At 64.1% G+C, this 23,026-nt stretch carries 22 protein-coding genes; 6 read left to right on the forward strand and 16 right to left on the reverse strand.

Annotated features, from left to right (window positions below; genetic code table 11):
- Positions 1-2 precede the first annotated feature (2 nt).
- A complete protein-coding gene (locus tag U1R88_RS29100) occupies positions 3-863 on the forward strand; it encodes a sugar phosphate isomerase/epimerase family protein (protein ID WP_322434421.1) in 861 nt (286 codons plus the stop codon).
- A 346-nt stretch (positions 864-1,209) separates the two neighbouring features.
- Positions 1,210-1,989, forward strand: coding sequence for a tellurite resistance TerB family protein (locus U1R88_RS29105; protein ID WP_336624886.1), 780 nt, complete (start codon positions 1,210-1,212; stop codon positions 1,987-1,989).
- A gap of 45 nt (positions 1,990-2,034) precedes the next feature.
- On the opposite strand, the gene U1R88_RS29110 is transcribed toward U1R88_RS29105, so the two are convergent.
- Complete coding sequence (locus tag U1R88_RS29110) at positions 2,035-2,973, reverse strand: AEC family transporter (RefSeq protein ID WP_322434445.1); 939 nt, start codon at positions 2,971-2,973, stop codon at positions 2,035-2,037.
- A gap of 93 nt (positions 2,974-3,066) precedes the next feature.
- Here U1R88_RS29110 and U1R88_RS29115 point away from each other — a divergent pair, with 93 nt between their 5' ends.
- The gene (locus U1R88_RS29115; protein WP_322434423.1) at positions 3,067-3,984 is read left to right on the forward strand and encodes a LysR family transcriptional regulator; all 918 of its coding nucleotides are present in this window, start codon (positions 3,067-3,069) and stop codon (positions 3,982-3,984) included.
- 176 nt (positions 3,985-4,160) lie between these two features.
- Here U1R88_RS29115 and ureG read toward each other — a convergent pair whose 3' ends face one another.
- The 15 genes from ureG to U1R88_RS29190 all read right to left on the reverse strand — a co-directional run bounded on the left by ureG (position 4,161) and on the right by U1R88_RS29190 (position 19,639).
- Positions 4,161-4,796, reverse strand: a complete 636-nt coding sequence (ureG, locus tag U1R88_RS29120; protein WP_322434424.1) for an urease accessory protein UreG — start codon at positions 4,794-4,796, stop codon at positions 4,161-4,163.
- Complete coding sequence (locus U1R88_RS29125) at positions 4,793-5,452, reverse strand: urease accessory protein UreF (RefSeq protein WP_322434425.1); 660 nt, start codon at positions 5,450-5,452, stop codon at positions 4,793-4,795. Before U1R88_RS29125 ends, ureG begins: the two co-directional genes overlap by 4 nt.
- A complete protein-coding gene (locus U1R88_RS29130) occupies positions 5,439-5,900 on the reverse strand; it encodes an urease accessory protein UreE (RefSeq protein WP_322434426.1) in 462 nt (153 codons plus the stop codon). The genes U1R88_RS29125 and U1R88_RS29130 overlap by 14 nt, the downstream gene beginning before the upstream one ends.
- Positions 5,901-5,902: 2 nt before the next feature.
- Positions 5,903-7,615: an urease subunit alpha gene (gene ureC / locus U1R88_RS29135; RefSeq protein ID WP_322434427.1), complete on the reverse strand. Its 1,713-nt coding sequence runs from the start codon at positions 7,613-7,615 to the stop codon at positions 5,903-5,905.
- Positions 7,615-7,920: an urease subunit beta gene (locus tag U1R88_RS29140; protein WP_322434428.1), complete on the reverse strand. Its 306-nt coding sequence runs from the start codon at positions 7,918-7,920 to the stop codon at positions 7,615-7,617. The genes ureC and U1R88_RS29140 overlap by 1 nt, the downstream gene beginning before the upstream one ends.
- Positions 7,921-7,923: 3 nt before the next feature.
- Entirely contained in the window at positions 7,924-8,508 is a 585-nt protein-coding gene (locus U1R88_RS29145; RefSeq protein ID WP_322434429.1) for a HupE/UreJ family protein, read from the reverse strand.
- A 17-nt stretch (positions 8,509-8,525) separates the two neighbouring features.
- Positions 8,526-8,828, reverse strand: coding sequence for an urease subunit gamma (locus U1R88_RS29150; RefSeq protein WP_068281452.1), 303 nt, complete (start codon positions 8,826-8,828; stop codon positions 8,526-8,528).
- 14 nt (positions 8,829-8,842) lie between these two features.
- Positions 8,843-9,685 carry an urease accessory protein UreD gene (locus U1R88_RS29155; protein ID WP_322434430.1) on the reverse strand — a complete coding sequence of 281 codons (843 nt, stop codon included), beginning with the start codon at positions 9,683-9,685 and terminating at the stop codon, positions 8,843-8,845.
- Positions 9,660-10,355 carry an urea ABC transporter ATP-binding subunit UrtE gene (gene urtE / locus U1R88_RS29160; RefSeq protein ID WP_322434446.1) on the reverse strand — a complete coding sequence of 232 codons (696 nt, stop codon included), beginning with the start codon at positions 10,353-10,355 and terminating at the stop codon, positions 9,660-9,662. Before urtE ends, U1R88_RS29155 begins: the two co-directional genes overlap by 26 nt.
- An 8-nt stretch (positions 10,356-10,363) precedes the next feature.
- Positions 10,364-11,113: an urea ABC transporter ATP-binding protein UrtD gene (urtD, locus tag U1R88_RS29165; RefSeq protein ID WP_322434431.1), complete on the reverse strand. Its 750-nt coding sequence runs from the start codon at positions 11,111-11,113 to the stop codon at positions 10,364-10,366.
- A complete protein-coding gene (urtC, locus tag U1R88_RS29170) occupies positions 11,110-12,273 on the reverse strand; it encodes an urea ABC transporter permease subunit UrtC (protein WP_425545496.1) in 1,164 nt (387 codons plus the stop codon). Before urtC ends, urtD begins: the two co-directional genes overlap by 4 nt.
- Positions 12,273-13,889 (reverse strand): urea ABC transporter permease subunit UrtB, encoded by a 1,617-nt coding sequence (gene urtB, locus U1R88_RS29175; protein ID WP_322434433.1) that lies wholly within the window; start codon positions 13,887-13,889, stop codon positions 12,273-12,275. Before urtB ends, urtC begins: the two co-directional genes overlap by 1 nt.
- Positions 13,890-14,066: 177 nt before the next feature.
- Positions 14,067-15,314, reverse strand: coding sequence for an urea ABC transporter substrate-binding protein (gene urtA, locus U1R88_RS29180; RefSeq protein ID WP_322434447.1), 1,248 nt, complete (start codon positions 15,312-15,314; stop codon positions 14,067-14,069).
- Positions 15,315-15,596: 282 nt separating this feature from the next.
- Positions 15,597-17,882: a penicillin acylase family protein gene (locus tag U1R88_RS29185; RefSeq protein ID WP_322434434.1), complete on the reverse strand. Its 2,286-nt coding sequence runs from the start codon at positions 17,880-17,882 to the stop codon at positions 15,597-15,599.
- Between the two features lie 500 nt (positions 17,883-18,382).
- Positions 18,383-19,639 carry an ROK family transcriptional regulator gene (locus U1R88_RS29190; protein ID WP_322434435.1) on the reverse strand — a complete coding sequence of 419 codons (1,257 nt, stop codon included), beginning with the start codon at positions 19,637-19,639 and terminating at the stop codon, positions 18,383-18,385.
- A gap of 331 nt (positions 19,640-19,970) precedes the next feature.
- Between U1R88_RS29190 and U1R88_RS29195 the strand changes: the two genes are divergently transcribed.
- From U1R88_RS29195 to U1R88_RS29205, 3 genes are all read left to right on the forward strand, one after another.
- Positions 19,971-21,005: a sugar ABC transporter substrate-binding protein gene (locus U1R88_RS29195; RefSeq protein ID WP_068281446.1), complete on the forward strand. Its 1,035-nt coding sequence runs from the start codon at positions 19,971-19,973 to the stop codon at positions 21,003-21,005.
- 104 nt (positions 21,006-21,109) lie between these two features.
- Positions 21,110-22,192 carry an ABC transporter permease gene (locus U1R88_RS29200; protein ID WP_322434436.1) on the forward strand — a complete coding sequence of 361 codons (1,083 nt, stop codon included), beginning with the start codon at positions 21,110-21,112 and terminating at the stop codon, positions 22,190-22,192.
- A complete protein-coding gene (locus tag U1R88_RS29205) occupies positions 22,192-22,974 on the forward strand; it encodes an ATP-binding cassette domain-containing protein (protein ID WP_322434437.1) in 783 nt (260 codons plus the stop codon). The genes U1R88_RS29200 and U1R88_RS29205 overlap by 1 nt, the downstream gene beginning before the upstream one ends.
- Positions 22,975-23,026 lie beyond the last annotated feature (52 nt).

Here is a 23,026-nt window from a genome sequence, read left to right on the forward strand (position 1 = left end):
CGATGCGCGATTTCTCGACGGATCACTCGGCGCTCGCCCTCAACACCGCGACGCTCGGGCATAATCTGGATGGCCATGGCGCCGGCTGGCCTGTCGAGCGCGTCATCGATGCATGCGCCGAGCGCGGCTTCGGCGGAATCGTGTTCTGGCGCCGGGAAATCGGGGAGCGTGCCGTCGAGATCGGCAACCGGGCCCGCCGGGCGGGCCTCGAAGTGGCGAGCCTATGCCGCAGCCCCTTCCTGGTAGGCCCGATGGCGCCCCGGCCTTTATCCGCTCTTCGAGACGAGTTCCAGGCTTCGATCGACATGGCGGCGGGGCTCGGGACCTCGATCCTCACCATCGTCGTCGGCGGGATCGATCCCGACAGCCTGGGGGTGGAGGAAAGCCTCAAACGCGTGGCCGAACGGGTCGCCGAGGCCGCGCCCTATGCGGCGCAGAGGGGCGTGAGCCTCGCGCTCGAGCCGCTCAACCCGGTCTATGCAGGCAACCGCTCCTGCCTCGCGACGGTGCGGGACGCTGTCGACCTCTGCGACACCGTCGGCGCGGCCAATGTCGGCGTTGCGGTCGATGTCTATCATGTCTGGTGGGACACCTCTCTGGCGCGCGAACTCCGGCGCGCCGGCAAGGACCGTATCCTCGGATATCACCTGTGCGACTGGCTCGCCGAGACAGGCGATGTCCTGCTCGATCGCGGCATGATGGGGGATGGCGTCGCCGATCTCAGATCGTTGCGCGCGGCGGTGGAAGAGGCGGGTTATCGCGGATTTTGCGAAGTCGAAGTCTTTTCGGCCGGGAACTGGTGGAAGCGTGATCCTGCCGAGGTGCTCGACACCTGCGTCGAGCGCTTTCGGTCCGTCTGCTGAAGGTTCCGCCAGTCGGCAATGGCGGCTCGTGGTGCCGTTACATCCCGTCGGCAAGATCGCGCACGAAAAGGCAATTCGCCAACAGGAGGCTCATTTCCAGAAAGCCGGCGATGCGCTGCCCGGATCGTCGCTCGCGCAGGCGGCGATCACACGGCGATGCCTGTCGCCGCAAGAATTTCAGGCAAATCAGCCATTGCTTCGATGGCCGCCCTGTTGACGCTCCTGCTTCGTCTCTTCAAACATCGGATAGCCGCTATCGTCCAGGCCGATGGCTGCGGTCTTTTCTATCCAGGATTGCCGCCGTCTGATCACCTGCCGCCCGGGAGTACGTGTCGAGAGGTCGCCAATGCCCCAGAGAACGGGACCCCCTCGACCGCCTGGACCCTCGCCCGCAAAGGCGGAGCCGCCTTCAGGTGGGGCCGGCGTCAACGGTCTCCTCCTCGTCATCGAATATCAGGACGCGGCTGGCCGCCGACGGTTTCGGCCGGTCACACTCTGGTCGGTCAAGCCGGGGCGCGACGGCGTGCCCCGTCTTCTCGGCTACAGCCACGATCGAGGCGACCTTCGTTCCTTCCGCCTCGACAGGATCCTGTCGATCGCCGACGCCGATGGCGTTCTGCAGGAGCCCCTGGATGAGTTCTATCGGCAGGTGCTCGGCCTGCCCTGGCCACAGGCGCGTGCCGATGCTCCCGTCGGCGAACAGATGGGGCAGCGTTGGGCTGTCATTCGCAGGGTCGCGCGCGAGAGCGGCCTCGTCCTCGCCGTGGCGGTCGCCAGGGCCGACCGGCAAATGTCGGGCGAGGAGGTCAAGGTGATGCTTGATCATGTCGCGGCGGCCTGTGCCGCGGAGGGCATCGACCTGGACCTGGGCGAGATCGAGCGCACCCGCCAATGGATCCGGCGCATGAGGCCATCGACCGACGCGGTGAAGACAAGCTTGCGCGAGCTGGACGCGGCAGCGCCGGCCGTGAAGGCCAGGCTGATCGAAATCTGTCTGGCGGTGGCGGACAGCGATGGTTTTCGTCATCATCGAGAGCTCGCGCTCATCGACGAATTCTCGCGGGCACTTCTCGGCGAAAGCCTGCTTTCGCGCCGCCCGCCGCCGAGCGACGGCAAATCCGGGTGAAACTCGAAATGCCGTCGAGAATCCGGTGCCGGAAGCGCGGCCGGCCTATCGTGAAACCGCAAGATACAAAGAGAGCGTCGCGACGGACAGGATCGTCGTGGCCAGGACGACACGGCTGGTTACCAGGGCCTGGCGTCCATAGAATTCGGCCAGCATGAAGGGGCCCGTCCCGGTTGGCAGGGCTGCGAGCAGGACTGCTATGCGGACCGCCTCCGGCGCCAGGCCGAGGATGGGCGCGGCAATCACCCAGGTCGCGACTGGGTGGGCCACCAGCTTCAGCCCGATCAGCAGAGCTTCGACCTTGCGCCCTGCTTCCGCGGTTTTGCCGGTATTTTCCGCCAGGAAAAGGCCGAGCGCGATGAGCGCGCAGGGTGAGGCGGCGCCGCCGAGCAGTTTGAGAAATCTGTCCAGCGTCTGGGGAAGCGGCCAGCCCGAAATCATCACCACCGCCCCGAGGGCCGGTGCGACCAGCAGGGGATTGCGGATCAAGGCGAGCAGCGTCTTGCGGGCGATATCCCGTCGGCGCGCCTGGGACTGCAGGCTGGCTTCGATCAGGACGATGGCGACGGCAAACAGGACACAGACTGTCACGATGGTCGCGACCAGGGTCGGTGCCATACCGGATTGGCCCACGACTGCGAGGATCAACGGGAAGCCCATGAAGCCGGTATTGGCGTAGCCGGCATTGAGCCCGTCGATGGCCGCATCGGCGAGATGGCTGCCCTGCTTCAAGCGGATCGCCAGCGCCAGGATGAAGATGAGGGCGCAGCCCAGCGCAAAGGCCAGAATGAAGCCGGGCTGCCAGATCCGGGCCGGATTTGCATTGGCCATGATGTCGAACAGCAGCGCCGGCAGCGCCAGATAGACTACCAGCCTGTTCACCTCGCGCGTGGCATGCGGACCAAGAGCGTTGCTGCGCCGCGCGAGCCAGCCCGCGAGGATCAAAGCAAAGACGGGCAGGACGATGAGAAGATTGGAAAGCATGGCACGCCGATTGGGAATGCTGTCTTTCATAGGAGAGATAATCGATATAATCCAATCCAATGGAGAGCCGGTATCAATGCATTGGAGGTATCGATGGATTCGCGCCAGATGCGCTATTTCGTGGCTCTCGCCGAGACACTGCATTTCGGGCGGGCCGCTGCGCGACTGCATATGACCCAACCGCCTTTCAGCCGGCAGATCGCCAATCTCGAGCGCGAACTCGGGGTGCAACTGGTCGAGCGAAACTCGCGCCACGTCATCCTGACCCAGGCTGGGGAGAGGTTCCTGACGGATTCACGCGCGGTCCTTGCCCAGTTCGAGGATGCCTGCCGTGATGCCAGGCTGGTCGCGGAAGGCCAGAAGGGCGAATTGCGCCTGGGCTTCATGATGCATGCCGCCCATCGCATCGTGCCGCAGGTCGTCAGTTGCTATGCCAGGCTGAGACCGGACATTCGCATCGTTCTCCTGGAGACGACGCCGGCCGAGATCGAGCACAGGCTTCTCGGCGGCGAACTCGATGCCGCCATCACCTTTGCCGGCCGGCCATTTCCTCAATTGCGGACGGTACCTGTCATCACGGACCATCTGTGCCTCATCGTTCCGCGCGGGCACCCCTTGGCGGGGAACGAGCTCGTCACCCCTGGCGACCTGGCGACCGAGGAGTTGATCGCGGCGCCCGCAACCGTGGCGCCGACACTGCGCGAGGCTATCGCCGGCTATTTCGAGATGGCCGGCATCGTTCCGCGGTTTCGCTATGAACCCCAGTTGCAGCACACCATCGTCCGCCTCGTGGCTGCACGGCTCGGCGTGGCCCTGGTGCCGGCATCGATATGCGACGGGGCGGTTGTGGATGTCGTGCCGAGAGCGCTCGCGGCGGCGCCGACATTGAAGGTCGTTCTCTCGGTTCCCTGTGAATCCGGCAATCCGGCCGTCGCGCCCTTGATCGACATTGTCCGGGATTGGAAGGAGCCGGCGGCTGCCGAAAGGCCCGTGACCCGGTCGAGGCGCTGAGCTGAATGCCCTATGACGGTAGTCGTCACTACAATTGCGATACCGTTTCCTTCGTCATTGCGAGCGCAGCGAAGCAATCCAGTCTCGGTAAAACGCGCCGCTCGTGGCTTCTGGATTGCTTCGCTGCGCTCGCAATGACTCAAACCCAAGGTCTCCGCCAAGTCACGACTGCAACGCTAGGTCGCCAGCCCGCCTTGTTGCTCGATGAAGGTGATGACATCGGTGAGCCCGACGCGCCGACGCATGTCGGTGAACACGAAGGGTCGCTTGCCGCGTTGCTTCTCGGTATCGGCGCGCATGACATCGAGGTCGGCGCCGACATGGGGAGCCAGATCCATCTTGTTGATGATCAGGAGATCGGAGCGTGTAATGCCGGGGCCGCCCTTGCGCGGGATCTTCTCGCCCGCCGCGACGTCGATGACGTAGAGTGTGATATCGGCGAGGTCCGGCGAGAAGGTTGCCGCCAGATTGTCGCCGCCGGATTCGATGAAGACGACGTCGAGGTCGGGAAAACGCCGGCGCATTTCGGCGATCGCCGCCAGATTGATCGAAGCGTCCTCGCGAATGGCGGTATGGGGGCAGCCACCAGTCTCGACACCGATGATGCGGTCTTGGGGAAGCGCCTGCACCCGGTTGAGGATGAGCTCGTCTTCCTTGGTGAAGATGTCGTTGGTGACGACGGCGACCGAATAGCTCTCGCGCATCGCCTTGCACAGCATTTCGGTCAGGGTGGTCTTGCCGGCGCCGACCGGACCGCCGATGCCTACACGCAAGGGACCGTTGCTGGAATGGGGGCCGTTGGGGGCGTTCATGAGCGGAAGATCCTCGAATATTGGGTTTCGTGCTGCATCGAGACGATGTCGGACATCAGGGTGCAGGCGCCGAGGTCGTCGAGCGCCGCGCGGCAGGCACGCTTTGCCGTAGCCAGCATGATCGGTTCGAGCGCTGCGAGCGCCTGGACCCCGTCGCGCTGCCCGAGCGGAACCAGCCGGATGGCGGCCTGGACCAAATTGGCGGTGAAGGCGTGCAGGAAGCCGGCCAGCGCCTGTTCGAGCCCGATGCCGTGATGCGCGGCAGCCTGGCCGACGGCGATTGGATAGGGCATGGGCTCGATCGCCTCGCCGGTCCAGTGGGAGACGGCTTGCCCGAAGGCCTCGCCCTGCAGCATGGTCTCGTGATGGCGTTCGCGTGTGCCCGCCATGGCCTCGCCAAGCTCCGCGACAGCGGTGCAATCCTCTCCCCGCAAGGCAAGGCGCCAGGCCTCGGCCAGCAGAACGGCATCGTTCCAGCCCGAACCCGACTGGACGATTGCGCTCAGCCAGTCGACCAGCGATGGTCGATCCTCGATCAGGCCATCGTGGACGGCTCGTTCCAGGCCGTGGCTATAGGCGAAAGCGCCGACCGGGAAGGCCGGCGATAGCCAGCTGAGCAATCGCACCAGATGTGCCGTGTCGTCAGTCATGGCCATGCCCGTGATCGTGGCCGTGGGCATGACCGTGATAGGCGCCGTGCACGGGCTGGAAGCCGGCGACCACTTCCTGGATTTCGGCCCCGAGACCCTGCAGCATTGTCCGGATTACGGGATCCCGCTCGATCAGGATGACATCGGTGCCGATCTCGGCGGCAAGATGGCGATTGCCGAGATGCCAGGCCAGATGGGCGAGTGGGCATTGCCGGCCGGCTCGGACCGCGTAGAGTTCCTCGGGCGCTGCGAGGATGGTGAGGGTACGCCCGTCTTTGAGCACGAGGGCATCGCCATCGGCGAGCAGCACGGCTTCGGGCAGGTCGATCATGACGATATCGCCCTGATCGGTGATGAGGCGCTTGCGGCGCAGATGCCGGCCCCTGTGGTCGAGCGTGATCGTGCCCACGGGGAGCCGGCTGTCATGATGGCAATGGGAGGTAGCGTGCAGCATGGTCAGAACAGGAAATAGCGTTGGGCCATCGGCAATTCGGTTGCCGGCGGGCAGGTCAGGAGTTCGCCATCGGCGCGGACTTCATAGGTTTCGGGATCGACCTCCATGCGCGGCAGGGCATCGTTCAGCACCATGGAGTGCTTGGAAATGCCGCCGCGCGTGTTCTCCACCGCCGCCATCGGCTTGGCGACGCCGAGCCGCTCCTTCAGGCCGTTGGCCAGCGCCGCCTGACTGACGAATGTCAGGGAAGAGGCAGCCGGGGCACCGCCGAAGCTACCGAACATCGGGCGGTAATGCATCGGCTGCGGCGTCGGGATCGAGGCGTTGGGATCGCCCATCGGGGCCGCGGCGATCGTACCGCCCACCAGCACCATCTCCGGCTTGACCGCGAAGAAGGCCGGGTTCCACAGGACGAGATCGGCGCGCTTGCCGATTTCGACCGAGCCGACATGGGCCGACAATCCCTGCGCGATGGCGGGGTTGATGGTGTATTTGGCGATATAGCGTCGTACCCTGAGATTGTCGTTGTCGCCGCTCTCGCCGGGCAGGCGCCCGCGCTGCATCTTCATCTTGTGGGCGGTCTGCCAGGTGCGGATCAGGACCTCGCCGACGCGGCCCATGGCCTGGCTGTCGGACGAAATGATCGAGAAGGCGCCGATATCGTGGAGGATGTCCTCCGCCGCGATGGTCTCCTTGCGAATGCGGCTTTCGGCGAAGGCGATGTCCTCGGCGATAGCCGGCGACAGATGATGGCAGACCATCAGCATGTCGAGATGCTCGGCGATGGTGTTCGTGGTGTAGGGCCGGGTCGGGTTGGTCGAGGACGGCAGCACGTTGGGCAGGCCGCAGACCTTGATGATGTCGGGGGCATGGCCGCCACCGGCACCTTCGGTATGAAAGGCATGGATGGTCCGCCCCTTGAAGGCGGCGACCGTGTCCTCCACGAAGCCACTCTCGTTGAGCGTGTCGGTGTGGATCATCACCTGGACGTCGTAGTCGTCGGCGACGCTGAGGCAATTGTCGATGGCTGCCGGCGTCGTCCCCCAGTCCTCATGCAGCTTGAGCGAGCAGGCACCACCCTCGATCATCTCGACCAGCGCCTCCGGCCGGGAGGTATTGCCCTTGCCCGACAACCCCAGGTTGATCGGGAAGGCGTCGAAGGAACGGATCATGCGCGCCAGGTGCCAGGGCCCGGGCGTGCAGGTGGTGGCGAGCGTGCCGTGGGCGGGGCCAGTGCCGCCACCCAGCATGGTGGTGACGCCCGACATCAGGGCTTCCTCGATCTGCTGAGGGCAGATGAAATGGATATGCGCGTCGACGCCGCCGGCCGTGAGGATCTTGCCCTCGCCGGCAATGATCTCCGTGCCGGGACCGATGACGATGGTGACGCCGGGCTGGATGTCGGGATTGCCGGCCTTGCCGATCGCTACGATCAAGCCATCCTTCAGGCCGACATCTGCCTTGACGATACCCCAGTGATCGATGATGAGCGCATTGGTGATGACGGTGTCGACAGCGCCGGCGGCACGGCTCGCCTGGCTCTGGCCCATGCCGTCGCGGATTACCTTGCCGCCGCCGAACTTCACCTCCTCGCCGGGAATGGTGAAGTCCTTTTCGACCTCGATGAAAAGCTCGGTATCGGCAAGCCTGACGCGATCGCCGACGGTCGGCCCATACATCTGGGCATAGGCGGCGCGGGAAAGAGTAGCGGGCATCACAGTGCTCCCATGATCTTGCTCTGAAAGCCGAAGATGACGCGCTTGCCGCCGATCGGGATCAGCCGCACCTGCCGTTGTTGCCCCGGCTCGAAGCGGACGGCCGTGCCGGCGGGAATGTCGAGCCGCATGCCACGCGCCGCCTCCCGGTCGAACAGGAGCGCCGCGTTGACCTCGAAGAAATGATAGTGGGAGCCGACCTGGATCGGCCGATCACCGGAATTGGCGATGACGAGAACGCTCGCCTCCGCGCCGGCGTTCAGCACAATGTCTCCAGCCATCGGCAGGACTTCGCCCGGGATCATGGTCTAGCCTCCCACGATCAGGGCCAAGCCGGCGAGGGCGGTCAGCCCTCCGGCCGAGCGCGTGATGAACCGGCCGGCCTTGTCACCGGCGAGGCGGGCGATCGCGGGCCCAAGCAACACGCCGGCCGCATGCAGCAGGGCCGTCGCCAGGGCAAAGCCGATCAGGAAGGGGGGGGCGCTGGCTTCGCCCAGTTCGCTGCCATGGGCGAAACCATGGAACAGGGCAAAAAACCCCACCACGACCATGCCGATCGGCGTCGGTACCTTGAATGCCATCAGGGCCAGCAAGCCGAGCACCACGACGGAAGCTGCGATCGCCGGCTCGATGAAGGGCAGAGGAATGCCGGTAAGGGACGCGCCGAAGCCTGCCGTCATGACGATGACGAAGGTCGCGGGAACCGCCCAGAGCGCCCGTCCGCCGAGCTGGGCCGCCCACAGGCCGACGGCGACCATCGCCAATATATGGTCCGCGCCCGAAAGGGGGTGCAGGAAGCCCGTGGAGAAGGAGGCATGCTCCGCCGGGTTGATATGGGCCATGGCCGGCGTAGCCATGAGCATGGCGGCGAGAGCGATCAGATATTTCTTCATGGTCTTTCTTCCACAGTCTATCGGATGGGTTCGTGCACGGTGACCAGCTTGGTTCCGTCCGGAAAGGTCGCTTCCACCTGCACGTCGTGGATCATCTCGGCGATGCCGGGCATGACCTGCTCGCGCGTCAGCACATGCGCGCCGGCCTCCATGAGATCGGCGACCGAGCGCCCGTCTCGCGCACCTTCGACCACGAAATCGCTGATGAGGGCGATCGCCTCGGGATGGTTGAGCTTGACGCCGCGTTCGAGGCGCCGGCGCGCCACCATGGCCGCCATGGCTATCAGGAGCTTGTCTTTTTCGCGGGGCGTGAGGTTCATGCGAGTTCCGGTTGTTAGAGCTGCCAAACTTTCGGCAGGGGACGGTCGGCGAGCAGAAAGGACAGGAGGGGCTCGAGGCGATGCCTGAGCGCTAGGCTGTCTTCAGCCAGGAGACGCACCACGAGCTTGCCGCCCCAGGCGCTGGCGCCGCCATGGCTGCCGATGATGTCGCGTACCCGGTCGATCCGCTCCTCCGCTTCCGGGCAGACGGCAAGAACCGTCGCCATGGCCCGGTGCCCTCCCAAAGTCGCGCGGGCGGCAAGGCGACCGGCGATATCGCCCTCCAGGTGGAAATCATCGGCGAAAATCAGTTTTTCGTTGCAGCGGACCCGCCAACGATCCTTCAAGGCGCCACTGCGCACCACTTCGCCCATGGCGGCACGGCCGAAAAGCAGGGCCTCGACGGCAAGCAGTTCAGCGCCTTCGGCCAGGTCGACCTCGAGACGCCGGACGAGGCGGCCACCGTCGAACAGGATGGTTTCCTGCGGCAGCCAGGCGACGCGGGCGCCAGCCTCGGCAGCCAACCGGTTGACGACAACCGTATCCTCGCCTGTCGAGCGGTAGATGCGTTCGCAGGCCTGGGTGGTGATGGTGGCCGAACTCGCCGGCCCCGCCACAACCTCGAAGGTGAGCCTGTCGCCACCAGTCAGACCGCCCGCCGTGTTGATGAGGATAGCCTCCGGCTGCGCTCCAGGCAGTGGCCGCGGCAACCGTACCTTGGCGCATCCTTCCTGATAGAGGGTCGCCAGTCTGGTTGCACCGTCACGCTGGCGAAAGGCCAGGCGGGCGACGCCCTGGGCCCGTTCGAGGCGGAGTGGGGCCTTCCTGACGTCAAAGCAGGAGATGTCGGCGTACATCGGGCTTGTCCAGGTCGGCGGCCTCGCCGGAAAAAACGATCTCGCCGCGATCCATGATGACGACACGATCGGCCAGTTCGCGCGCGAAGTCGAGATATTGCTCGACCAGGAGGATGGTCATGCCCATCTGATCACGCAGGAACGCGATGGCTCGGCCGATATCCTTGATCACGGAAGGCTGGATGCCCTCTGTGGGTTCGTCGAGCAACAGGAGCTTAGGGCGGGTTACTAGCGCCCGGCCGATGGCGAGCTGTTGCTGCTGGCCGCCCGAGAGGTCGCCGCCTCGGCGTTGCAGCATCTGGGCGAGCACGGGGAACAGCTCGAATATATGGCTCGGAATGCTGCGCTCGGCGCGCTTGAGCGGCGCGAACCCGGTCTGCAGGTTTTCCTTCACCGTCAGCAGGGGAAAGATCTCGCGGCCCTGGGGCACGAGGGCGATGCCGAGCCTGGCCCTGTCATGGGCCGGGCTGCGGCCGAGCGGTTTGCCCTCGAAGCTGACGGAGCCGGCGCTCGGTCGGTGCTGGCCGGCGATGGTGCGCATCAGGCTGGTCTTGCCGACCCCGTTGCGCCCGAGGATGCAGGTGACCTTGCCGGTTTCGGCCTGTAGCGACACGCTGCGCAGCGCCTGAGCAGCGCCATAGTGGAGAGTGAGATCACTGACGGACAACATCATGTCCTCTATCTCCCCAGATAGACTTCGACGACCCGTGGGTCGGCCGAGACATGGTCGAACCGCCCCTCGGACAGCACGCTGCCTTCGTGCAGGCAGGTCACCTTCACCCCGAGCTCGCGCACGAAATGCATGTCGTGCTCGACGACGACGACCGAATGCGAACGGGCGATCTGCCGGAGGAGATCGCCGGTCTGTGCTGTCTCGGCATCGGTCATGCCGGCCACGGGCTCGTCGACGAGCAGGAGCTTGGGGTTCTGGGCTAGCAGCATGCCGATCTCCAGCCATTGCTTCTCGCCGTGCGACAGCCCGGCCGCCCTGTCGTCACGCCGCTGTTCGAGACGGACGGTGGCGAGGATCTCGTCGATGCGCTCGCTTTCGGAGCGCGAGCGCTGGTCGAACAGGGCAGCGAAGATGCCGCGCCTGCCCTTGAGGGACAAGGCGATATTGTCCTCGACCGTATGGGTTTCGAATACGGTCGGCTTCTGGAACTTGCGGCCGATGCCGAGATTGGCGATGTCGGTCTCGTCGAGCTTGGTCAAATCATGTTCGCCATCGAAGAAGACCTCGCCGCTATCGGGCCGGGTCTTGCCGGTGATGATGTCCATCATCGTGGTCTTGCCGGCCCCGTTCGGGCCGATGATGGCGCGCATCTCGCCGGGTTCCAGGATGAGCGAGAGATTGTTGATGGCCTTGAAGCCGTCAAAGCTGACGCTGACGCCGTCGAGATAGAGGATGCTCTGCGGTTGCTGGGTCATGAGGCCGCTTCCTCCGCGGTATCGCTTTGGGCGGCCACTAGCGCCTTGCTCGCGGGGACCTTGCGAGGGGACTTGGACCGGCGCCAATGCTCGAAGGCGCCGACCAGGCCCCGCGGCAGCAGCAGCGGCATGGCGACGAAAAGGGCGCCGAGTGCGAACAGCCATAGATCGGGCAAGGCGGCCGTGAACCAGCTCTTCGCCCAGTTGACGCCGATGGCGCCGATCACCGGTCCGATCAGGGTGCCGCGGCCGCCGATGGCGGTCCAGATCACCACCTCGATGGAATTGGCCGGGGAGAACTCGCCGGGATTGATGATGCCCACCTGCGGGACATAGAGCGCGCCGGCGATGCCGGCCATCACCGCCGAGAAGGTGAAGGCGAACAGCTTGATGTTCTCCGGCCGCCAGCCGAGAAAGCGGGAGCGATATTCGGCATCACGAACGGCGACCATCAGCTTGCCGAGCTTGGAGCCGGTGATCATGGCGGCGAGCGCGACGAACAGGGCCAGCATCAGGGCGCTGGCGGCGAACAGACCTGCGCGCGTACCCGGCGCCTGCAGGGAAAAGCCGAGCACATCCTTGAAATCGGTCAGCCCGTTATTGCCGCCGAACCCCATGTCGTTGCGGAAGAAGGCGAGCATGAGCGCATAGGTCATCGCCTGGGTGATGATCGAGAGGTAGACGCCATTGACGCGGCTGCGAAAGGCGAACCAGCCGAAGGCGAAGGCGAGCAGGCCGGGTACGGCCATCGCCATCAGCGCGGCGAACCAGAACTTGTCGAAGCCGTACCAGAACCAGGGCAGTTCCTGCCAGTTCAGGAACACCATGAAGTCGGGCAGGACCGGGTTGCCATAGACGCCGCGATCGCCGATCCCGCGCATCAGATACATGCCCATGGCATAGCCGCCCAGTGCGAAGAAGGCGCCGTGACCGAGCGAGAGAAGCCCGCAATAGCCCCAGACGAGATCGAGCGAGAGGGCGAGCAGGGCATAGGTGAGGTATTTGCCGAGCAACGCCACGAGATAGGCGGGCACATGGAAGGCGCTGTCTGCCGGCACCGCCAGGTGCAGGACCGGCACCAGCACGGCCGCCGCCACGAGAAGCGCCACGAGGATGGACAGGCGGCGGTCGAGGCCGTTCTTGAGGAGGGTTGCGAGGATCATGCTTCCACCGCCCGCCCCTTGGGCGCGAACAGGCCACGGGGGCGCTTCTGGATGAAGAGGATGATGAAGACGAGCACGATGATCTTGCCGAGGACCGCGCCGGCATAGGGTTCGAGGAACTTGTTGGCGATGCCGAGCGTCAATGCGCCCAAGAGCGTGCCCCACAGATTGCCGACGCCGCCGAATACCACGACCATGAAGGAATCGATGATGTAGCCCTGGCCCAGATTGGGCGAGACATTGCCGATCTGGCTAAGGGCGACACCGGCGATGCCGGCGATGCCGGAGCCGAGGCCGAAGGTCAGCGCGTCGACCCTGGGCGTGCGGATGCCCATCGAGGACGCCATGCGCCGGTTCTGGGTCACGGCGCGCATCTGCAAGCCCCAGCGGGTGCGATTGAGGATGAGGCGCAGGGCGATGAACACCGCGATCGAGAAGGCGAAGATCCACAGCCGGTTGGCGGTGATGGTCAGTTCGCCGACGCTGATGCTGCCGGACATCCAGCCAGGATTGGCGACCTCGCGGTTCGTCGGCCCGAAGATCACGCGGATGCTCTGCTGCAGGATCAGCGAGACGCCCCAGGTCGCCAGCAGGGTCTCCAGTGGGCGGTCATAGAGAAAGCGGATGATGCCGCGCTCGATGACGACACCGACGGCGCCCGCAACCAAGAAGGCCAGGGGCAGGGCGATCAGCAGCGACCAGTCGATCAAGCCGGGCGCAGAGGCGCGTATGGCTTCCTGCACGACGAAGGTGGTGTAGGCGCCGATCATCACCATCTCGCCATGCGCCATGTTGATGACGCCGAGCACGCCGAAGGTGATGGCAAGGCCGATGGCGGCCAGCAGCAGCACCGAGGCCAGCGAGACGCCGTACCAGACATTCTGCGCCAGGTCCCACAGCTTCAGGCGCGCATCGATGGTGCGGATGCCGGCGGCGGCCTCATCTTTCAGGGCTCCATCGGCACCGGCTTCGAAACGGCCAAGCAGGGCAGCAGCTTCGCGGGTGCCCAGGGAGGCTACCTGCCCGATGGCCACACTCTTGTCGGCCTGGGGTTTGTCGGAGAACAAGGTCGCGGCAGCCCGCGCCGTCTCCAGCCGGGCCTTGACGGCCGTATCGGTCTCCCTGGCGATGGCGCTGTCGAGAACCGGCAGAGCGCCCGGGTCGGGTGTCTGGGTCAATGTGTCGGCGGCCGCGAGGCGTGCCGCCTTGTCGGGGGAGGCGAGTGTGAGCGAGCCGCTCGCCTCCCTGATCGCCCGCCGGATGGCGTTGTTGACCTTGATCCTGACGAGTTCACTCTTGCCTGCATTTCCCTGCCCGGCGCCGGTGACCGGGTCGGCGACCGTGAGCGGATCGCCGGAACCGGAGGCTATCAGGATCGCCTTGTCGGATTGACGCCAATAGAGATTGCCATCCGCCAGCGCCGCAAGGGGGCGGGCCGCCAGCGCATCCCCGCTCCCGGCCAGTTCACGCACCACCGCCTCGACCTGCTGGAAGTTCGTGGCACCGGCCAGCTTGGCCAGGCCAGCCCTGATGCCGGTTTCATCGGCGTGGCCAAGTCCGGGTATGAGGAGGCAGGCCCACAAGGCCAGGACGAAGAGACGAGACCCGTGCATGACGGAGTGCAACCGGAGGCGGGAATGTTCGCAGGACAGCATATTGGAGCCTTAAACCAAGCTTCGAAAATGCTGAGGCATTCCCGGCTTGAACGCCTGGTGATTTTCGATGCCAAATCAAAGATTTGGCGAAAATCACCAGAAAGGACCAAGAGTCATTGACAATGCTTCTTGGTGTTAGTTCGTGCCCTGGCCGCCGCATTTGCCGGTGACGACGTTGAAATTGCCGCAGGACAGCGGCTTGCGCCAATCGGCGATCAGATCCTTGGAGTCCGGCAGGTAGTCGGACCATTCATCGCCCACCACCAATCCCGAACTCTGCCAGACGGTCTGCATCTGGCCGTCGGCCTGGATTTCGCCGATCAGCACCGGCTTGGTGATGTGATGATTGGGCATCATGGTCGAATAGCTGCCCGAAAGATTGGGCACCGACACCCCGACAATGGCATCGATCACCGCGTCGGGATCGGTGGTGCCGGCCTTCTCCACCGCCTTCACCCACATATTGAAGCCGATGTAATGCGCTTCCATCGGATCGTTGGTGACGCGCTTGTCATTCTTGGTGAAGGCGCGCCAGGTCTTGATGAACTGGGCATTGGCCGGGGTATCGACCGACTGGAAATAGTTCCAGGCCGTGAGGTGGCCGACCAACGGCCCGGTGTCGAGGCCGGCCAGTTCCTCCTCGCCCACCGAGAAGGCGACGACGGGGATGTCCTCGGCCTTGATGCCCTGATTGGCGAGTTCCTTGTAGAAGGGCACGTTGGCGTCGCCATTGATGGTGGAGATGACGGCGGTCTTCTTGCCGGCCGAACCGAATTTCTTGATGTCGGAGACGATGGTCTGCCAGTCGGACTGGCCGAAGGGCGTGTAGTTGACCATGATGTCGTCCTTGGCCACGCCCTTGGATTGGAGATAGGCCTGCAGGATCTTGTTGGTGGTCTGGGGATAGACATAATCGGTCCCCGCCAGCACCCAGCGCTTCACGCCTTCTTGGCTCATCAGATAGTCGACGGCGGGGATGGCCTGCTGGTTCGGCGCCGCGCCGGTATAGAAGACGTTGCGCTCGCTCTCCTGGCCCTCATATTGCACCGGATAGAACAGGAGGCCGTCGAGTTCCTTGAAGACCGGCAGCACGGATTTGCGGCTGACCGAGGTCCAGCAGCCGAACACCGCCGCCACCTTGTCCTTGCCGAGGAGGTCGCGGGCCTTCTCGGCGAAAAGCGGCCAGTTCGAGGCGGGATCGACGACCACGGCCTCCAGCTTGCGCCCGAGCACGCCGCCTTTCTTGTTCTGCTCGTCGATCAGCATGAGCATGGCGTCCTTGAGCGTCGTCTCGGAAATCGCCATCGTGCCGGACAGCGAATGCAGGATGCCGATCTTGATGGTGTTTTCTTCGGCGCTGGCTGCACCGCAGGTGATCAACATCGCGATGATGCCGCCCGACAGGCAATGACCGAGTCTTCCGAGCTTCGACATGACGCCTTCCCTTGCTTCTTGTTGGATCCCGTAGGGCTCCTGCAAGCGGCGTGCCAATCGGGGCGAGGCAGTTCTCGACAGCGCAGAGCCCGCTGGCAGGGGGCCGGGACAGGGCGCTGGAGTGCTTCAAGGGGACGGCAATAATTTAAGCATGCCTAACAATTAGGCGAATTGCTGCCTTTCGGTGCCACCCCGTGGCGCCGAAATGGGTTCGTGGCCTCGTTGCTACCGCTATTTCGCGGGCGTGTAGGTCACGGTTTCGCTCGCCGCATTCTCAATTGCCGGCTTGGAATAGAGCAGGGGCACATATCGCCCGTCGGCCCATAGCGGCGCGAGATCGCGGTAATGCGGGCTGAAGGGATTGCCCGATTGCCCGGGCGTATTGATGGCGCGGCTGGCGTCCCAATTGCCGACATCCAGCACCATCCGGAAGGAAGCCCCGGAGGTCAGGCGGAAGTCCGAGCTGCGATAGCTGGCGGCATGGGGCACGTTGCTGGCGCCGCCAAGCTCGAGCGGGCCGACGCGCATCTGCGCCTGGGTCGAGGGATCGGCCAGAGGCATCAGCGCGTGATCGAATTGGGCATGGTGCAGCCTGCCCCAGCGCCATTGGCCGGCATCCTCGCCGAGAAGCTTGGAAACATCCGCGACCGCGGCGCCGATGCTCCGCAGCAGCAGCGTGTCGCGCGCCTTGGCTGGATCGGGACCAAGCGAGGCGTCCGGCTTTTCCAGAAGCTCGAACATCGCGCCGACACTCGGCTTGGGAATGAGGGCACGAGCGGCTTTAGGCACGCTGGCATTCACCAGGGCCGGGCCGATATGCTTGCTGATCCACACCTCGAACAGAGCAGCGGCCGCGCTGTCGCGGTCGTCGCTCGCATTCCAGTCGTGCAGGAGCTGGAGTCCCTTGGCGATTTGGGGATCGTCTGATTGCAGGGGCTTGAGCAGCGCGATCAGGCGGCGTCCCAGCATGGTGGTGTCGTCGTTCTGCAGGTCCATCGCATCGGCAAGGCTGAATTTCTTCTTGTCCTGCAATACCTCGACGATGCGGTCCCAGCGGGCGGGATTGGCCCAGGAATCGAAGCCGATGCGCCGCTGCTCGATGGGATAGCCGGGGGGCAGGTTCATCTGGTTGGCGGTGGCGAAATAGCCGGTCTTCGGATTGAAGACGCTCGGCAATTCGTCCAGGTGCAAAAAGCCCTGCCATTCATAGCGCCCGTCGCCCGGTACCGGCAGCAGCCCGTCATAGCTGAGGCGGCGCGGCGCCATTCCGCCCGGCTGCCAGCCGATATTGCCCTTGGTGTCGGCATAGATCTGGTTTTCCGAAGGGGTGCCCCAGCGCTTCATGGCAGCCTGGAATTGCGGCCAGTTTTTCGCCGTCATGTAGTCGGAGGAGCCGAAATAGGCCGAGGTTCCCGGCTCGAACCACACGGAGCGAATGGTGAAGGCGAGATTTCGCTTGGTATCGCTGGCAAGCACCGGCCCGTGCCGGGTGAAGCGCATCTCGATATCCTGCGGGGGGCCGCCCTTGATCTCGACCTTTTCGTGCACGATCCGGACCGGTTCCCAGTTCCCGTCGAACTTGACCTGATCGGGATTGCTCGGATTGAGCGCCTCGACATAGAGGTCTTCCTGGTCCATGCCGAAGATCGTCAGGCCGAAGGCGATGCGGCCATTATGGCCGATCGAAATGCCGGGAAGTGCCGGTTCGCCGGCGCCGATCACGTTCATGCCCGGGGCGACGAGGTGAACGATATAGCGCAGGGACGGCACGCTGTGGTCGCGATGCGGATCATTGGCGAGGATCGGCCGCCTAGTTGCCGTGCGCTTGCCGGAGACGACCCAATTGTTGGAGCCGATCGTGTCGACCTTGTCCTGTGCCTGCGCCAGCAGCGTATCGGGATCATACGCCTGTGCCGCCTTCTTGCCCGCACCGAATTTCACCGGATCGGTCGCTAGCGTATAGTCCTTGAGTACGTCCCGCGGGATCGTACAGGGATCCAAGCCGTCGGGAGTCTTGGTCGTCCATGCTGGCTCGAACTGGGCCTGGAGCCTGTCGGCGTCGAGGCCGGCGGCGCAGGCAATTTGCGCGCGCTGCACTTCGAGCTCGACATTGCGCGTCAGGCCATGGCTGCGGATGCGCACGATATCGTCGACATGCCACTGGTCGGGACGCGATCCGGCGATCCTGAATTCCTCCGGCAGGGGCTGGGTGCCGTCCCGTGTTTCCTGGACATAGGCATTGACGCCGGCGATGAAGGCGTTCGCATAGTCCTTTGCATTGGGGCCATAGGACTGCCATTCCTTGTCCATGTCGCCGCGATAGAGGAACAGGCGCGCCGCGCGGTCCTGTTCGACATAGTTCGGCCCGAAATCCCTGGCCAGAAGACCGAGGCCGCGCTTGCGCCACAGATCGATCTGCCACAGGCGGTCGCGCGCGGCATTGTAGCCTTGCATGAAGAACGCGTCGCGCCGGTTGCCGGTATAGAGATGTGCGATGCCCCAATGATCGACGATCATCGTGGCAGGTTGCTGCAAGCCTTGGATATTATGGCTCTGTTGCCGTACCTCTGATGAGATTTCCGCAAGAGCAGGTGAAACCCAGGTGACCAACGCGACGGGGCTCAGAAAGATTGCGAGGCTACGAAGCATATCAATGACCTTATTTTTCTATACGGTACACTTTTTTAAAATTATGATTATTTTTAACGGGACGCGAATAGTGACGTCATTTCTATCGTCAGACAAGAAACTTATCTTCAGCGTCCCAGGAATGTCTGCAGTCATACCGTTGCGTTCTGGCTGACGCCACGTGGACGGTGATAAGCGCGAGGCTGGACCTTCGCCATCCTACATCAATGGTGTTCGCGAGCGCGGCTGGGCCTGGGCATATAGCGCGTAAATTGGCACCAAAAATTTCAAAAAACAATCTATATCAATTGCTTGTTTTTATATCTTAAATCTTCGATTTAGTGTCGCCGCTGTGCGGCGAGATGGTTCATGCCACCTTTCGCGCTGGCTCATCGGCCATGCAGGTCGCCGCTCTTGACCGTGTTGTTCTCCTTGGAACTGTCGGCGAGCAGCAGGAAGCGGGCCGATAGAGGCAGGCTGGCGCCGCCGAGCGCGCGGGCATGGATGCCCACCGTTCCCTCGCGCACATGGGGCGTTCTCAGCCCTTCCACGTCGATCCTGCCGAGTGCTTTGCGTACGGTGCCGACCAGGAGCGCCCGGACATCGGTCGGCATCCAGCCGTCGATGACAGCCGCCTCGAAATCGATCACGGCACAGGAAGAGACGATGGCATAAGCCAGGGCGTCGGCCGCTTGGCCGATCCAGATGTCGACGTCCTCACCCAGGTCGCCCCACGCCTCGGGCGAGGTCCAAAGATGCGCGGCATCGATGCCGCGCGCCTTCAACGCCTTCTCCAGCATGGCGATGGAGGCGACGTCGATGAGCTGCGTCGGCCTGCCGTCGGGGCCGGGAACCGGCATGGAGCCGAGCGCGCCGGCATTGCCGGTCTGTCCGCCGAACAGGCGGCCATTCAGCACGATGCCCCCCCCGGCAAAGGCACCGATATAGAAATAGACGAAGTCGCGCGCGCCCGAGAACTGGCCGAAAACGAGTTCGGCGCCACAGGCGGCGGTGGCATCATTCTCCAGATAGACTGGAAAATCGCAATTCGACTGGAGGTCGGCCTGGATGCTGCGATGGCGCCATTCGTCGAGGACATCGGCTGGGGCGCCCGCCGCATCGGCCCAGTTCCACAATTCGAAGGGCATGGCGATGCCCAGCCCGGCAATACGTCGGTTCGCTGCCGGGCTGAGTGTCGCCCTGATGGATGCGATGCCGTCGAGCGCGAAGCGGATCGTCTCGCCCGGGGCAGGGTAGCGGTAGGATTTGTGCAGCATCGCGCGCACATTGCCCAGAAAATCGATCAGGACCAGATCGGCGCTGCGCCGCCCGATCTTCAGCCCAAGGAAATAGGCGCCTTCCGGATTGAGCGCCATGGGGATCGAGGGCTGGCCAATGCGACCGCGCACCGGCTCCTGGCGCGTCAGCAGGCCCGTTTCCTCCAACTCGCGCATGATCACCGAAACGGTCTGCAGCGACAGGCTGGTCATGCGGGCGATGTCGGATTTGGCCAGGGCGCCATGCTCCCGGACGAGCGAGAGCACGATACGCTCATTGTGGTCGCGCATCCCGCTCTGGTTGGTGCCGCGATGAAAGCGGCTTTCGGCCAGTTCGGACGAACCGGCCTTCTGGGTGCCAGCCTCCATCCCATTTCCTCCCCGTGAGCGGAATTTCTCAATAGTGCCCGCAAACGGGCAAGACCGAGAAATTCTGCAAATGCCTGAAATCCTGCGGCCTCCTCTCGTTCGGGGCCGTGGCTCGAACGAGAGGAGGCCGCATTGGGCGACATTGTTCCTTTCACCCAGAATGGGCGCTTCGTGCAAGGCTGTCAATAAATAACTAAATAAGACTTATTTATTTATTGACAGGGCGACCGGAGATGGTGTTTTTTATATCCAGGCGCCGACACGGCAATGAGGGGCGCCCCGAAAGCGAGGCCCGGCTAGCCGGCCATGCGTTCCAAAAGGGAGGAATATGATGAAGAAACCGGTCCTGAAATCGGCGCTGTTCTGCGCCAGTGTCCTGTCTCTCGGCGCCTTTGCGACCCCAGGCTTGGCAGCCGATGTCGGCGCCTGCCTGATCACAAAGACGGACACCAACCCCTTCTTCGTGAAGATGAAGGAGGGGGCGACCGCCAAGGCCAAGGAGCTGGGCGTCAACCTCAAGGCCTATGCCGGCAAGATCGATGGCGACAATGAGAGCCAGGTGTCGGCCATCGAATCCTGCATCGCCGACGGCGCCAAGGGCATCCTGCTGGTGCCTTCGGACTCCAAGGCCATCGTCGATTCCGTCAAGAAAGCCCGCGCCGCCGGCATCCTGGTCATTGCGCTCGATACGCCGCTGGAGCCGATCGACGCGGCCGACGCCACCTTCGCCACCGACAATTTCAAGGCCGGCGAGCTGATCGGCCAATGGGCCCAGGCGACGCTCGGTGACAAGGCCAAGGAAGCCAAGATCGCCTATCTCGATCTCAATCCGAGCCAACCGACCGTCGACGTCTTGCGCGACCAGGGCTTCATGAGCGGCTTCGGCATTTCCAAGATCGCCAATCCGACCAAGATCCAGGATTGGGGCGATGCCCGCAACGTCTGCCACGACGTGACCAACGGCAATGAAGAGGGCGGCCGGGCCGCCATGGAGAACTGCCTCCAGAAAGACCCGACGATCAATGTCGTCTACACCATCAACGAACCGGCCGCCGCGGGCGCCTATGAGGCGCTCAAGGCCGTCGGCCGCGAGAAGGACGTGCTGCTCGTCTCGGTCGACGGCGGCTGCCCGGGCGTGAAGAACGTCGCGGAGGGCGTCATCGGCGCGACCTCGCAGCAATATCCGCTCAAGATGGCCGCCATGGGCATCGAGGCCATCAAGAAGTTCGCCGATGGCGGCGAAAAGCCCAAGCCCACCGAAGGCAAGGCGTTCTTCGATACCGGCGCCACCCTCGTCACCGACAAGCCGGCCTCCGGCGTCGAATCCATCGATACGAAGAAAGGCAAGGATCTGTGCTGGGGCTGACCTGAGGCCAGCCCGCTAACGTTCGATCTTGTTCTTGCAGGGGAGCGGCCGCCGCGCCGCTCCTTTTACGAGGGGCGACCGCCCCACGGGAGGAGACCAAAGATATGACCGATCCTTCGGCAAATGTCGGGCGTCCGCAGGACTTCGAGAAAGTCCTCTCGGGCAGCGACACAAGCGTAGCCAGCTTCGACGTCCACAACAAATCAGCCCTGGAGAAGGCACAGCACTTCCTGCACGGAAACCCGGCCATGGTGCCGCTGATAGTGCTGGTGCTGTCCACCGCCATCTTCGGCATCCTCCTGGGCAGCAAGTTCTTTTCAGCCTTTTCGCTGACGCTGATCCTGCAGCAGGTGGCCATCACCGGCATCGTCGGCGCAGCCCAGACCCTGGTGATCCTGACGGCCGGCATCGACCTGTCGGTCGGCGCGATCATGGTGCTGTCATCGGTGGTGATGGGGCAGTTCACCTTCCGTTACGGCCTGCCGGCTCCGCTCTCGATCCTGGGCGGCTTCGCCTGCGGCGCGCTCTGCGGCTACATCAACGGGCTGCTCGTCTCCCGCATGAAGCTGCCGCCCTTCATCGTCACGCTGGGCAGTTGGCAGATCATCCTCGCCGCCAATTTCCTCTATTCGGCCAATGAGACGATCCGCAGCCAGGACATCGCGGCCCAGGCCCCGCTGCTGCAGCTCTTCGGCGCCAGCTTCCGCTTTGGCGGCGCGGTCCTGACGGCCGGCGTGATCGCCATGGTGCTGCTGGTCGCGGTGCTATGGTACGTGCTCAACCACACCGCCTGGGGCCGGCACGTCTATGCCGTGGGCGACGACCCCGACGCGGCCGAACTCTCGGGCGTTGGCACCAACAGGATGCTGCTCCAGGTCTACACGCTATCAGGCATCATCTGCGCCTTGGCTGGCTGGGTCTTGATCGGTCGTCTCGGCTCGGTTTCCCCGACCTCCGGCCAATTCGCCAATATCGAGTCGATCACCGCGGTGGTCATCGGCGGCATCTCCCTGTTCGGCGGCCGCGGCTCGATCCTGGGCATGATCTTCGGTGCCCTGATCGTCGGCGTGTTCCAGCTCGGCCTCAGGCTGGTGGGCACCGACCCGCAATGGACCTACCTGCTCATCGGCGTGCTGATCATCGGCGCCGTGACCGTCGACCAGTGGATCAGAAAGGTTGCAGGCTAATGGCACAGGAACCCATTCTCTCAGGGCGTGGTCTGATCAAGCGCTACGGCCGGGTTACCGCTCTCAACAATTGCGACTTCGACCTCTATCCCGGCGAGATCCTTGCCGTGATCGGCGACAACGGCGCCGGCAAATCGTCCCTGATCAAGGCCTTGTCGGGCGCCATCACGCCCGACGAGGGGGAAATCAGGCTCGACGGCAAGGTCGTCAACTTCAAGTCGCCCATCGATGCCCGCGAAGCGGGGATCGAGTGCGTGTACCAGAACCTGGCTCTGTCGCCGGCCCTGTCCATCGCCGACAACATGTTCCTGGGGCGGGAGATCCGCAAACCCGGCATCCTCGGGCAATGGTTCAAGATGCTCGACCGGCCGGCCATGGAAAAGCGGGCTCGCGAGAAGCTGACCGAGCTCGGCCTGATGACCATCCAGAACATCGGCCAGGCGGTCGAGACCCTCTCCGGCGGCCAGCGTCAGGGCGTCGCGGTGGCGCGTGCGGCCGCCTTCGGCTCGAAGGTGGTGATCATGGACGAGCCGACCGCCGCTCTCGGCGTCAAGGAAAGCCGCCGCGTGCTGGAGCTCATCCTCGACGTCAAACGGCGCGGGCTGCCGATCGTGCTGATCTCGCACAACATGCCGCATGTGTTCGAGGTGGCGGACCGCATCCATATCCACCGGCTTGGCCGGCGGCTCTGCGTCATCAATCCGCGTGACTACACGATGTCCGATGCGGTTGCCTTCATGACCGGCGCCAAGGCTCCGCCCGAGGAGCTGGTGGCGGCCTGACGAGACGAAGGCCGGGGGGCGTTGTCCCCTCGGCTGGCGTGTTTCTTGCTTC

It is taken from the genome of Labrys sedimenti, from assembly GCF_034424805.1.
Lineage (GTDB): Bacteria > Pseudomonadota > Alphaproteobacteria > Rhizobiales > Labraceae > Labrys > Labrys sedimenti.